This window comes from Acidovorax sp. LjRoot66 (assembly GCF_964253305.1).
Lineage (GTDB): Bacteria > Pseudomonadota > Gammaproteobacteria > Burkholderiales > Burkholderiaceae_C > Acidovorax.
This window is the reverse complement of the sequence record NZ_CAXUQU020000001.1, coordinates 1,002,194-1,014,561: the sequence shown is the minus strand read 5'-3', so window position 1 is coordinate 1,014,561 and position 12,368 is coordinate 1,002,194. Positions and strand designations below refer to the sequence as shown.

General features: G+C 66.6%; 10 protein-coding genes. 7 read left to right on the top strand and 3 right to left on the bottom strand.

Going from position 1 to position 12,368, the window contains the following annotated elements; translation table 11 throughout:
- Positions 1-4: 4 nt before the first annotated feature.
- The gene (locus ACSQ3Y_RS04810; RefSeq protein WP_057199895.1) at positions 5-733 is read right to left on the bottom strand and encodes a Crp/Fnr family transcriptional regulator; all 729 of its coding nucleotides are present in this window, start codon (positions 731-733) and stop codon (positions 5-7) included.
- Between the two features lie 157 nt (positions 734-890).
- Between ACSQ3Y_RS04810 and ACSQ3Y_RS04805 the strand changes: the two genes are divergently transcribed.
- Positions 891-2,054 (top strand): ABC transporter substrate-binding protein, encoded by a 1,164-nt coding sequence (locus ACSQ3Y_RS04805; RefSeq protein ID WP_436176587.1) that lies wholly within the window; start codon positions 891-893, stop codon positions 2,052-2,054.
- Between the two features lie 19 nt (positions 2,055-2,073).
- Here the strand turns inward: ACSQ3Y_RS04805 and ACSQ3Y_RS04800 are convergent, their stop codons facing one another.
- Both ACSQ3Y_RS04800 and ACSQ3Y_RS04795 read right to left on the bottom strand, forming a co-directional pair.
- Complete coding sequence (locus ACSQ3Y_RS04800; protein WP_436176586.1) at positions 2,074-2,886, bottom strand: general secretion pathway protein GspB; 813 nt, start codon at positions 2,884-2,886, stop codon at positions 2,074-2,076.
- Between the two features lie 5 nt (positions 2,887-2,891).
- Positions 2,892-4,649 carry an ExeA family protein gene (locus ACSQ3Y_RS04795; protein ID WP_436176585.1) on the bottom strand — a complete coding sequence of 586 codons (1,758 nt, stop codon included), beginning with the start codon at positions 4,647-4,649 and terminating at the stop codon, positions 2,892-2,894.
- Positions 4,650-4,883: 234 nt separating this feature from the next.
- Between ACSQ3Y_RS04795 and ACSQ3Y_RS04790 the strand changes: the two genes are divergently transcribed.
- From ACSQ3Y_RS04790 to ACSQ3Y_RS04765, 6 genes are all read left to right on the top strand, one after another.
- Positions 4,884-6,830 carry an AMP-dependent synthetase/ligase gene (locus ACSQ3Y_RS04790; RefSeq protein WP_436176584.1) on the top strand — a complete coding sequence of 649 codons (1,947 nt, stop codon included), beginning with the start codon at positions 4,884-4,886 and terminating at the stop codon, positions 6,828-6,830.
- A 121-nt stretch (positions 6,831-6,951) separates the two neighbouring features.
- Complete coding sequence (locus tag ACSQ3Y_RS04785) at positions 6,952-7,737, top strand: ABC transporter ATP-binding protein (RefSeq protein ID WP_436180085.1); 786 nt, start codon at positions 6,952-6,954, stop codon at positions 7,735-7,737.
- Between the two features lie 20 nt (positions 7,738-7,757).
- Positions 7,758-8,687, top strand: coding sequence for a branched-chain amino acid ABC transporter permease (locus tag ACSQ3Y_RS04780; RefSeq protein ID WP_436176583.1), 930 nt, complete (start codon positions 7,758-7,760; stop codon positions 8,685-8,687).
- A 151-nt stretch (positions 8,688-8,838) separates the two neighbouring features.
- On the top strand, positions 8,839-9,915 hold the full coding sequence (locus tag ACSQ3Y_RS04775) for a branched-chain amino acid ABC transporter permease (RefSeq protein ID WP_436176582.1): 1,077 nt from the start codon (positions 8,839-8,841) through the stop codon (positions 9,913-9,915).
- Positions 9,916-10,060: 145 nt separating this feature from the next.
- Entirely contained in the window at positions 10,061-11,389 is a 1,329-nt protein-coding gene (locus ACSQ3Y_RS04770; protein ID WP_305743610.1) for an ABC transporter substrate-binding protein, read from the top strand.
- A 137-nt stretch (positions 11,390-11,526) separates the two neighbouring features.
- A complete protein-coding gene (locus ACSQ3Y_RS04765) occupies positions 11,527-12,339 on the top strand; it encodes an ABC transporter ATP-binding protein (RefSeq protein ID WP_057199886.1) in 813 nt (270 codons plus the stop codon).
- Positions 12,340-12,368: the final 29 nt, after the last annotated feature.

The following is a 12,368-nucleotide window of genomic DNA, read 5'->3' as shown; positions in this document are numbered from 1 at the left end:
GCATTTAGCGCGGCTCAGCCAGGCGCTGAAAGATGCTGGACTGCAGCGCCGCCAGGTCCAGCACCCGCAGGCCGCCGTATTCCACGCGGATGGCGCCCTCCACTTCCAGCGCCGCCAGCGCCTCGTTCACGCGCTGACGCGACAAGCCCACCAGATAGGCCAGTTCCTGCTGCGTGATGCGCAGCACCTCGCCCACCCCGGGGTAAAGCACCGGGTTGAACAGCGAGGCCAGGCTGCGCGCCACGCGCACATCAGGGTTGTTCAGCCGGTCGATCTCACGCGCCGCGATGAACTGGCCCAGCCGCTCGTTGAGCTGGTTCATCACGAAGCGGTTGAAGCCGATGGAATGGTCCAGCAGCCAGTGGAAGGTGTCGATCGGCAGACCGGCCACGATGCTCTTGCGCAGCGCCTGGATGTTGTAGCGGTAGGGCTCGCGCTTCATGGCCGTGCCCTCGCCGAACCAGCCGCCGGGCGGCACGCCGGTGTAGGTCATGGTCTGGCCCTGTGCGTTGTCGCTGCTCATCTTCAGCAGCCCCTCCACCACACCGAACCAGTAGGTCACGGGCCGGCCCACGCGGCACACGTAATCCCCCGGCGCGGCATCGCCCACCAACAGGGCTGCCTCGGCGCGTTCGCGCTCGGCGGGCTGCAGCGGCCTCAGCCACGGGATGTTGGCCAGCTCGGCCTCGGTGGGCAGGCGCCGGCGCTGGTGCAGTGACAGATCCTGGTTCATGGAGCGCGATGGAGGGGCGAAGCGGGCGGAGTGCGTGCGGGAATACCACGATGCGAATTGTCGCCGCAACGATAGATCTGCGCCAATCGCCTGCGGATGATGGCCGCCTGTCAGGCATTTTCGCGCGCGGCCACGACCCCAAGGAGACACCACCACCATGACCACAGGCAGCACCCACACCCCGAGCCCGCACTTGCAGCGGCGCACTTTGCTGGCCAGCGCCATCGCCCTGCCACTGGCGCACTGGGGCAAGGCCACGGCACAGGAGGGGGCGATCCGGATCGGCCAATCCACCGCCCTCACCGGACCGCTCGGAGACCTGGGCTCGGCCATGCACCAGGGCGCCAAGGCGGCCTTTGCGGGCATCAACGCCAAGGGCGGCGTGCACGGCCGCGCCATCGAGCTGACCACGCTGGACGACGCCTACGAGGTGCCCAAGGCCCTGGCCAATGTGGACAAGTTCCTGGCCGACCCGGGCAACTTCGCCCTCTTCAACTGCATGGGCACGCCCATGATCGAGGCCATGCTGCCCAAGGTGGTGGACAGCGGCGTGCCCTTCTTCGCCCCGTTCACCGGCGCCCAGCTCACGCGCACGAAGAACGCGCGCAGCGTGTTCAACATCCGCGCCAGCTATGCCGACGAGGCCGAGAAGCTGGTGCAGCACCTGTCCACCATCGGCATCCAGCGCATCGGCATGGTCTACCAGAACAACGCCTTCGGCAAAGAGGTGTTCACGGCGGCCCAGCAGTCCATGGGCCGGCTCAAGCTGCCCGCCGCCGTCACCGTGACGGTGGAGAACAATGCTTCGGACGCAGGCGCTGCGGCCGCAAAACTGGCAGGCTCGGACCTCGAAGCCATCGTCATCGGCCTGGCGGGCAAGCCCACGCTGGAGTTCGTGAAGGCCTTTCGCGCACTCAAGCGCGGCGTGACGCTGTATGCGCTGTCGGTCATGGGCACGCCCGCCACGGTGAAGGCGCTCGGCGCCGACGCCACCGGCATGGCCATCTCGCAGGTGGTGCCCCTGCCCTCCAACGTGGTGATGCCCGTGGTGCGCGACTTCCAGGCGGCCTGGAAGGCCTCGGGCGCTACGGCCGAACCCTCGCACCTGGCGCTGGAGGGCTACCTCAACGCCCGGGTCTTCGCCGAGGCCCTGCAGCGCGCCGGCCGCAACCCGACGCGCGCAGCCTTCATCGACGCCACCTGGAACCTCAAGAAATGGGACCTGGGCGGCTTCGAGGTCAATGCCAGCACGCCGGACCGCAATGCCTCGCGCTTCGTCGAACTCACCCTGATCGGCCGGGACGGGCGCTTCTTGCGCTAGGTTCTGTCAACCCCATAGGCTACTGCGGCGCCACGGCGTAGCGGTAGCCACGGAACGACCAGACGGTACGGCCCTGCTCGATGCGTTCGAGCTTGAGCCCCGGCGCAGCCTGGTCGCCCTCCTGCAGCACCTGGCCGTTGACGATGGCCATGCGGTGCGCCGGATTGCTGGAATAGGTGGCGCCCGTGACCTGCAGCGCGGGCAACTGCTCGCGCACCGAGGGCGGCAGGTCGTTCTGGGCGAACACCGGGCCGTTGGGCGGTGCGGCAGTGGGCGCCGCCGCCACGGCGGGTGCGGCAGCCAGGGGCGGCTGCGCGCGCGCTGCGGGCGCGGGTTCGCGTTGCACCTCGGCGTCACGGGGGCGTGCAGGCGCAGCCACCCCGGCCGGCTTCTCACGCACCGGCTCTGCCAGGCGCAGTGGTGCTACCGGCCGCGGCTCCACCCTGGCGGGGGTGATGGGAGGGCTGGCCACAGGGGCTGGCAGGGGCGCCAGGGGAGCGGCGGCAGGCGCTGGGGGCGCGGGCATGGCGGGGGGGGCCACGGCGGTGGCCGGTGGTGCAACGGGCGCGACAGACACAGGGGGCTGCGGCGTTGACGCAACGACCACCCCGCTGGCCGGGGCACTGCGCTGCATGGCCCACCAGGTGCCCCCGGCGGCCAGCGCGGCCACGGCCACCACCGCCGACCCGATCACCAGCAGGTTGGCAGAACCGGCCCGGTCAGCCCCCGGGGAGGCGCTCGTCGCGGGCATGGCCTGCGTATGGATGCTCGGCACGGCGCCCCGGCCCCGCTCGGCTTCTGCGCGCCGCAGCGCATCAAGGATGTAGGACATGGGGATCAGGCTCCGGTGCGCAGGCGCGGCTCTTTCACGCCGGTGGCGCGGTTGAGCAGTATGAGGGTCAGGGGGCCAGCGCGGCCGTCGGGCGTCACGCCCTGGGCCATCTGGAACCGGTGGATGCGCGACTGGCGCAGTGCTGGCGTCATGGGCCGGCTGCTGGGGCCCAGGCCCCCAGCCGCCTTGGAAGCCAGGCGCGCGTCGAGCCAGATTGCCCCCGCCGGGCTTTCGGTGATTTCGCCCTTGTCGGGCATGCCGGGGGGGGCACGCCACAGCGTGACCATGTCGCCACGCCAGACCTGCGCCAGGTCGGCCAGCGGCACGTGCAGCGTGCGGCCACCGCTCTCCAGTGTGGCTAGCTCTGCATCCAGGCTGCGCAGCACGGCCGATACGGCATTGTCACCCTCCTCCGAGGGGAACAGCGTGAGCAGCACGGGCCGGTCGATCTGGCGGATCAGGTTCAGCCCCGCACGGCGGTTGCGGTAGCAGCGCAGCCCGTCGCGCGGCAGCGTGGCGCAGGCGTCCGCGCCATCGGGCAGCGTAGCGCCCCAGGCCGACGCCAGGGCCTGCCAGGCCGACACATCGTTGGACGGCTGCGCCAGCAGGAACTGCTGCAGCCCGGACAGGGGGGCGGGAGCCGCTGCGACCGATGCCGCAGAGGCCGCTGGCGCCGGCACGGCAGCAGATGGCAAAGCGGGGGCAGAGGCCGCCGCTGCGGGCGGCGTCGACGCGGTGCTGGACGCACTGCGCTGCGGTGCCGCCGCTGGCGTGGCCACTCGCCCCGCCGCACCTGGTGGGCCCTGCAAGGGACGCACGCCCAGGGCCCAGCCGGCGGCAGCCACGATGGCAGCCCCAGCCACTACGCCCACCCCGGCCACCGCCCAGCGGGGCAGCCCCCCCTTGACGTTGGGAGTTGCGGCCGCCCCCGAGGCAGCCACCGGCGCACCAAAGACCTCGCGCGCGGCCCGCTCGACGATGGCCGTGCTGACTTCACGCGTGCCGGCCGCATAGGCCCCCAGCAGCGCCCGGTCGCACAGCAGGTTGATGCGCCGCGGTATGCCGCGCGACAGCGCATGCACGCGCCTGAGGGCGCGCCGGCTGAACGGCACCGGGCCGCGCAGCCCGGCCACGGCCAGGCGGTGCGCGATGTACTGCTGTGTCTCCTGCGGGCTCAGGGCGTCGAGGTGAAAGCGCGCAATCACGCGCTGGGCCAGCTGCTCCAGCGACGGGCGCGCCACCATGCTGCGCAGCTCCGGCTGGCCGATGAGGATGATCTGCAGCAGCTTGCGCTCGCGGGTCTCCAGGTTGGTCAGTAGGCGCAGTTGCTCCAGCACGTCGGCCTCCAGGTTCTGCGCCTCGTCGATGATGAGCACGTTGTTGCGCCCGGCGGCGTGCGCGGCCAGCAGGGAGGCGTTGAGCGGGTCGATGCAGTCCTTCACGGTCTCGTGGCCCGGCACCGCCGCCTTGTGCGGCACGCCGAACTCGTCGCAGATCGAGCGCAGCAACTCACCCACCGTGAGCTTGGGGTTGAAGATGTAGGCCACATTGCAGTGCTCGGGGATCTGCTCCAGGAAGCAGCGGCACACCGTGGTCTTGCCCGCGCCCACTTCGCCCGTGAGCAAGACGAAGCCGCCGCCGGCATCCAGCCCATACAGCAGGTGGGCCAGGGCCTCCCGGTGCCGCTCGCTCATGAAAAGATAGCGCGGATCGGGGGCGATGGAGAACGGCGGGTGCTGAAGACCGAAGAACGGGGCGTACATGTCCGTGAGGATACCGCCCCACCGTGAAGTGCTCCGCGATACCCTGCCCGCGACCGTCACCAAGCCATCGCCCCAAGGGGGCAGGGTTTCACCCAAGGGGTAGTTTCCCGTAAATTGTCGTCGGCAAGACAAGACGACGTCAAAGTCGGCCCTAGCATCCCTCCATCACGCAGCCACAAGGCCGCGCTCCCGGCTGTCACCGGGCGGACATCCCCTCATTTTTTAGGAACCGGAATGAAGACCACGTTCCCGCAATTGCTGCTCAAGCACGCCGCCGAGCGCCCGACGGCTGCGGCCCTGCGCGAAAAAGAATATGGTATCTGGCAAGCCCACAGCTGGGCCGACCTGGCGACGCTGGTGGAGCATGTGGCGGCCGGCCTGCACCAGGCGGGGCTGCAACGCCATGAGCACATGGTGGTGATCGGTGCCAACCGCCCGCGCCTGTACGCCACCATGCTGGCCGCACAGTCGCTGGGCGCCGTTCCGGTGCCGCTGTACCAGGACGCCGTGGGCGCCGAGTGCATCTTCCCGCTGAACAACGCCGAGGTGCGCTTTTGCCTGGTGGAAGACCAGGAGCAGGTCGACAAACTGCTCGAAATCCGTGAGCAGTGCCCGCAGATCGCCCGTATCTTCTTCGACGACCCGCGGGGCCTGCGCAACTACCAGGAAGAAGGCCTGTCGTCACTGGATGCGCTGATCGAAACGGGCAAGGCCTTTGCCGCCCAGCACCCGAAGTGGTTTCGTGACGAGGTTGCCAAGGTACAGCCCGAGGACGTGGCCGCGATGTTCTTCACCTCGGGCACCACGGGCAATCCCAAGGGCGTGGTGCACACCCACAGCACCTTGCTCGACCGCGCCTCGGCCGGCGCCGAGTTCGACAAGCTCACCGACAGCGAAGAGGTACTGGCCTACCTGCCCCCGGCCTGGATCGGCCAGAACATCTTCAGCTACGCGCAGTGGCTGGCCTGCGGCTACGTGGTCAACTGCCCCGAGTCGGCCAGCACCGTCACCATCGACTTGAAGGAAGTGGGCCCCACCTACTACTTCGCGCCGCCGCGCATCTTCGAAGGCCTGCTCACCAGCGTGATGATCCGCATGGAAGACGCCGGCACCCTCAAGCGCAAGATGTTCCAGGCCTGCATGGCCGTGGCCCAGCGCGTGGGCCCGGCCCTCATGGACGGCGCACCCGTGGGCGGCCTTGACCGCATCAAGTACGCCCTGGGCAACCTGCTGGTCTACGGCCCGCTGCGCAACAACCTGGGGTTCTCGCGCGTGCGGGTGGCCTACACGGCAGGCGAGGCCATCGGGCCCGACCTGTTCACCTTCTACCGCTCCATCGGCATCAACTTGAAGCAGCTCTACGGCTCCACCGAGACCGCCGTGTTCGTCTGCCTGCAGCCCGACAACCAGGCCCGCGCCGACACCGTGGGCGTGCCCATCCGCGGAGTGGAGATCAAGGTGGCCGAGAACGGCGAAATCCTCGTCAAGTCCGCCGGCCTGCTCAAGGAGTACTACAAGAACCCCACGGCCACGGCCGAGGTGCTCACGGCCGACGGCTGGTACCACACCAGCGACGCCGGCTTTCTCGACGCGCATGGCCACCTGAAGATCATCGACCGCGTGAAGGACGTAGGCCGCATCAAGGGCGGCGCCAACGACGGTGCCATGTTCGCACCCAAGTATGTGGAGAACAAGCTCAAGTTCTTCCCGCACATCAAGGAAGTCGTTGCCTTGGGCGACGGCCGCGAGAAGGTGTGCGTGATGGTCAACATCGACTTCGACGCCGTGGGCAACTGGGCCGAGCGCCGCAACATCCCTTACGCCGGCTACACCGATCTGGCGCAAAAGCCCGAGGTGTACGAGCTCATCCGCGAATGCGTGGAGAAGGTCAATGCCGACCTGGCCACGGACGCCCTGCTGGCGGGCAGCCAGGTCAGCCGCTTCCTGGTGCTGCACAAGGAACTGGATGCCGACGACGGCGAGCTCACGCGCACCAACAAGGTCCGCCGCGGCTTCATCGCCGACAAGTACGGCGTGCTGGTCGAGGCGCTGTATGCCGGGCGCACCGAGCAGTTCATCGAAACCCAGGTCAAGTTCGAGGACGGCCGCACGGGCAGCGTGAGCGCCACGCTCAAGCTGTCGGACACCAAAACGTATCCCAGCATGCGGAGCGCCGCATGATGGGATCGTTTCAGAGAAGGCTCACTTGCGAAGCAAGTTATGCCTTAACCAAGACCTTCGCCTCCGTCAAGGCCGCCGCATGAAACCCGCTCTCTACCCGCCCGAGCAGCAACACCCCACCATGAACCAAAAGAAGATCGGCGACGTCATCCTCGACGTCAAGAACATCAGCCTGCGGTTCGGCGGCGTGAAGGCGCTCACCGACATCTCGTTCAACGTCAAGGAGCACGAGATCCGCGCCATCATCGGGCCCAACGGCGCGGGCAAGAGCTCCATGCTCAACTGCATCAACGGCGTGTACACGCCGCAGGACGGCTCCATCACCTTCCGCGGCAAGACCTTCTCGCACATGAATTCGCGCCAGGTAGCCGAGATGGGCGTGGCCCGCACCTTCCAGAACCTGGCGCTGTTCAAGGGCATGAGCGTGATCGACAACATCATGACCGGGCGCAACCTGAAGATCAAAAGCAACCTGCTGCTGCAGGCGCTGCGCATCGGCCCGGCCGAGCGCGAGGAGATCCGCCACCGCGAGTTCGTCGAGCACATCATCGACTTCCTGGAAATCCAGGCGTTTCGCAAGACCCCTGTGGGCCAGTTGCCCTACGGCCTGCAAAAGCGCGTGGACCTGGGCCGCGCACTGGCCATGGAGCCGCAGGTGCTGCTGCTCGACGAGCCCATGGCCGGCATGAACGTCGAGGAAAAACAGGACATGTGCCGCTTCATCCTCGACGTGAACGACGAGTTCGGCACCACCATCGTGCTCATCGAGCACGACATGGGCGTGGTGATGGACATCTCCGACCGCGTGGTGGTGCTCGACTACGGCAAGAAGATCGGCGACGGCACCCCCGACGAAGTGCGCAACAACGAAGACGTGATCAGTGCCTACCTGGGCACGTCGCACTGAACGCGCAGGAGAACAAAAACATGGCATTCTTTCTTGAAACACTCATCGGCGGCCTCATGGCGGGCATGCTGTATTCGCTGGTGGCGCTGGGCTTCGTGCTGATCTACAAGGCATCGGGCGTCTTCAACTTCGCGCAGGGCGCAATGGTGCTGTTCGCGGCCCTCGCCATGGCACGCTTTGCCGAGTGGATCCCCAAGTGGACGGGCATCGCGAGCCCCGTGGTCGCCACCGTGGCGGCCTTCATCATCGCGGGCGCCATCATGTTCGTGGTGGCCTGGCTGATCGAGAAGCTGGTGCTGCGCCACCTCGTGAACCAGGAGGGCGCCACGCTGCTCATGGCCACGCTGGGCATCACCTACTTCCTGGAGGGCCTGGGCCAGACGATTTTTGGCAGCGACATCTACAAGATCGACATCGGCATGCCCAAGGAACCGATCTTCGCGTTCGAATCCCTGTTCCAGGGCGGCATCCTGATCAACAAGGAAGACGTCATCGCCGCCGGCATTGCCGCCGCGCTGGTGGTGCTGCTCAGCGTCTTCTTCCAGAAGACCTCCACCGGCCGCGCCCTGCGCGCCGTGGCCGACGACCACCAGGCGGCCCAGTCCATCGGCATCCCGCTCAACCGCATCTGGGTGATCGTCTGGTGCGTGGCCGGCGTCGTGGCCCTGGTGGCCGGAATGATCTGGGGCTCCAAGCTCGGCGTGCAGTTCTCGCTGACCACCGTGGCCCTGCGTGCCCTGCCCGTGGTGATCCTGGGCGGCCTCACTTCGGTACCCGGCGCCATCATCGGCGGCCTGATCATCGGCGTGGGCGAGAAGCTCTCCGAGGTCTACCTGGGCCCCTACGTGGGAGGGGGCATCGAGATCTGGTTTGCGTATGTACTGGCGCTGGTTTTCCTTCTCTTCAGGCCACAGGGCTTGTTCGGGGAAAAAATCATTGATCGCGTATGAAATACGAGAGCAATGATTTTTCGAAGGAGGCACAACGCGCAACGCGCGTTGTCAGCGGAGCCGAAGGCGCCGCGTGGCACCGCAGGTGCGCCCCCGGGCAAAAGATCATCGATCGCGTTTAACCCATAACAAGAACCAGCAGGAGACTCCCATGTTTTACCGCGAAAACGGCCAATTCAAGACCAGCTACCGCTCGGACCAGCAGATCTTCCCGATCGCGCAGGACCGCATCGCCATCTTCCTCATCCTGGCCGTGGCCTTCATCGCCGTGCCCATGCTGGCCAGCGACTACATCTTCCGCGCCATCCTGATCCCCTTCGTCATCATGGCGCTGGCGGCCCTGGGGGTGAACATCCTCGTGGGCTACTGCGGGCAGATCTCGCTGGGCTCGGGTGCCTTCATGGCTGTGGGGGCCTACGGCGCCTACAACTTCTTCGTGCGCATTCCGGGCATGCCGCTGATCCCGGCGCTGATCCTTGGCGGCCTGTGCGCTACCTTCTTCGGCATCCTGTTCGGGCTGCCCAGCCTGCGCGTCAAGGGCCTGTACCTTGCCGTGGCGACGCTGGCCGCGCAGTTCTTCAGCGACTGGATGTTCCTGCGCATCAAGTGGTTCACCAACAACTCCGATTCAGGCTCGGTGTCAGTGAACAGCCTGCAGGTCTTCGGCATGCCCATCGAGAGCGCGACCAGCAAGTACCTCTTTTGCCTGGCCGTGCTGGTGGTGGTGGCGCTGCTGGCCAAGAACCTGGTGCGCGGCGCCATCGGCCGCGAGTGGATGGCGATCCGCGACATGGACGTGGCTGCGGCCGTGATTGGCATCCGCCCCATGTATGCCAAGCTCAGCGCGTTTGCCGTCAGCTCCTTCATCATCGGCATGGCCGGTGCCCTGTGGGCCTTCGTGCACCTGAGCGCCTGGGAGCCGGCGGCCTTCTCGGTGGAGATCTCGTTTCGCCTGTTGTTCATGGTGATCATCGGTGGCCTGGGCTCCATCATGGGCGGCTTCTTCGGTGCGGCCTTCATCGTCGTGCTGCCCATCGTGCTCAACCAGTTCCTGCCCGCGCTCATGGGCCTCTTCGGCATCCAGATCTCCACGGCAGGCGTGTCGCATGCCGAGTTGATGATCTTCGGCGCGCTCATCGTCTGGTTCCTGATCGTCGAGCCCCACGGCCTGGCCAAGCTGTGGTCCACGGGCAAGCAGAAGCTGCGCCTGTGGCCCTTCCCGCACTGAGCAGGTTCGCTCATACCCATGCAGCCCCAAGGAAAGTCCCTACTCGCAATTCCCGATGTGGCTGGCCCGCTGGCCGCGTCCACTCGGTAGCTCACCCCGACTGTTTTCCCCCGTGCTTCAACACATTCATTCAAAGGAGACATCCATGAAGCTTTCGAAACTCGTGATCGCCGCTGCGGTGGTTGCTGCAGGTGCTTCGTCCATCGCGACGAGCGCCTTCGCGCAAGCCAAGGAGCAGTTCTTCCCGCTGCTGTCCTACCGCACCGGACCCTACGCGCCCAACGGCGTGCCATGGGCCAACGGCAAGCAGGACTACATCAAGATGATCAACGCCCGTGACGGCGGCATCAACGGTGTGAAGCTGACCTTTGAAGAATGCGAAACCGGCTACGCCACCGACCGCGGCGTGGAATGCTATGAGCGCCTGAAGGGCAAGCCCGGCGTGGCGCTGTTCGACCCGCAGGCCACGGGCATCACCTTTGCGCTGACCGAGAAGGCGCCTGTCGACAAGATCCCGCTGATGACGCTGGGCTACGGCCTGTCGGTGGCGCAGGACGGCCAGGCTTTCAAGTGGAACTTCCCCTTCATGGGCAGCTACTGGACCGGCGCCGACATCCTGATCCAGCACATCGGCAAGGGCGCGGGTGGCATGGACAAGCTCAAGGGCAAGAAGATCGCCCTGGTCTACCACGACAGTCCGTTCGGCAAGGAACCCATCCCGCTGCTGCAGGAGCGCGCCAAGATGCATGGCTTCGAACTGCAGATGCTGCCCGTGACTGCGCCCGGCGTGGAGCAGAAAGCCACCTGGCTGCAGGTGCGCCAGAGCCGCCCCGACTACGTGCTGCTGTGGGGCTGGGGCGTGATGAACTCCACCGCCTTGAAGGAAGCACAGGCCACGGGCTTCCCGCGCGACAAGCTCTACGGTGTGTGGTGGGCCGGTGCCGAGCCTGACGTGCGCGACGTGGGCGAAGGCGCCAAGGGCTACCACGCACTGGCGCTGAACGGCTACGGCACGCAGAGCAAGGTCATCCAGGACATCCTCAAGCACGTGCACGACAAGAGCCAGGGCACGGGCCCCAAGGACGAAGTGGGCTCGGTGCTGTACACGCGCGGCGTGATCATCCAGATGCTGGCCGTGGAATCGGTGCGCCGCGCGCAGGAGCGTTTCGGCAAGGGCAAGGTCATGACCGGCGAGCAGGTGCGCTGGGGCATGGAAAACCTCGCCCTGGACCAGAAGAAGCTCGACGCCATGGGCTTTGGTGGCGTGATGCGCCCCCTGTCCACCAGCTGCGCCGACCACATGGGCTCCACCTGGGCCCGCGTGCACTCGTGGGACGGCAGCAAGTGGAATTTCTCGTCCGACTGGTACCAGGCCGATGACCAGATCATCAAGCCCATGGTCAAGGCTGGTGCAGACAAGTACCTTGCCGATAAGAAGATGACCCGACGCGACGCCGCCGACTGTCAGTCCTGATGTGAATGGCACGCAGGGCCACCGCGCCCTGCCGCCATCACCACGGTGCGGCTCCATTGAGCCGCCAGCCGACAGGCTTGCAGCGCACGCAATGCGTGCGCCACCAGGCCTGCCGATTGGTCAACCGGTAACGACATATGGAACAAGCTACAAACATCGTTCTCAACGTCAATGGCATCGAAGTCATCTACAACCACGTGATCCTGGTGCTCAAGGGTGTCTCGCTGCAGGTGCGCGAGGGCAGCATCGTCGCCATCCTGGGGGGCAACGGGGCGGGCAAGACGACCACGCTGCGGGCCGTCTCCAACCTGCTGCAGGGCGAGCGCGGCGCGGTCACCAAGGGGAGCATCGAGCTGCGCGGCGAGCGCATCGAGAACCTCTCGCCGGCCGACCTCGTCAAGCGCGGCGTGGTACAGGTGATGGAGGGCCGCCACTGCTTCGCCCACCTGACCATCGAGGAAAACCTGATGACGGGCTCCTACACCCGCACCAGCAAGGCCGAGATCGCGGCCAATCTGGAGAAGGTGTACAACTATTTCCCGCGCCTCAAGACCCGGCGCACCTCGCAGGCGGCCTACACCTCGGGTGGCGAGCAGCAGATGTGCGCCATCGGCCGCGCGCTGATGGCCAACCCCAGCATGGTGCTGCTGGACGAGCCCTCCATGGGCCTGGCGCCGCAGATCGTGGAAGAGGTGTTCAACATCGTCAAGGACCTGAACACCAAGGAAAAGGTCACCTTCCTGCTGGCCGAGCAGAACACCAACATGGCCCTGAAGTACGCCGACTACGGCTACATCATGGAAAGCGGCCGCGTGGTGATGGATGGCGCGGCCAGCGACCTGGCCAGCAACGAGGACGTCAAGGAGTTCTACCTGGGCGTGGGCGGCGGTGAGCGCAAGAGCTTCAAGGACGTCAAGAGCTACAAGCGCCGCAAGCGCTGGCTGGCCTGAAGCCTGTCTTTGCCTTGTTCGCACCCGAA

Coding starts and splice junctions, on each gene's coding strand:
- ACSQ3Y_RS04810 (WP_057199895.1), bottom strand. CDS start 733: ATGAACCAGGATCTGTCACTGCACCAGCGCCGGCGCCTGCCCACCGAG.
- ACSQ3Y_RS04805 (WP_436176587.1), top strand. CDS start 891: ATGACCACAGGCAGCACCCACACCCCGAGCCCGCACTTGCAGCGGCGC.
- ACSQ3Y_RS04800 (WP_436176586.1), bottom strand. CDS start 2,886: ATGTCCTACATCCTTGATGCGCTGCGGCGCGCAGAAGCCGAGCGGGGC.
- ACSQ3Y_RS04795 (WP_436176585.1), bottom strand. CDS start 4,649: ATGTACGCCCCGTTCTTCGGTCTTCAGCACCCGCCGTTCTCCATCGCC.
- ACSQ3Y_RS04790 (WP_436176584.1), top strand. CDS start 4,884: ATGAAGACCACGTTCCCGCAATTGCTGCTCAAGCACGCCGCCGAGCGC.
- ACSQ3Y_RS04785 (WP_436180085.1), top strand. CDS start 6,952: ATGAACCAAAAGAAGATCGGCGACGTCATCCTCGACGTCAAGAACATC.
- ACSQ3Y_RS04780 (WP_436176583.1), top strand. CDS start 7,758: ATGGCATTCTTTCTTGAAACACTCATCGGCGGCCTCATGGCGGGCATG.
- ACSQ3Y_RS04775 (WP_436176582.1), top strand. CDS start 8,839: ATGTTTTACCGCGAAAACGGCCAATTCAAGACCAGCTACCGCTCGGAC.
- ACSQ3Y_RS04770 (WP_305743610.1), top strand. CDS start 10,061: ATGAAGCTTTCGAAACTCGTGATCGCCGCTGCGGTGGTTGCTGCAGGT.
- ACSQ3Y_RS04765 (WP_057199886.1), top strand. CDS start 11,527: ATGGAACAAGCTACAAACATCGTTCTCAACGTCAATGGCATCGAAGTC.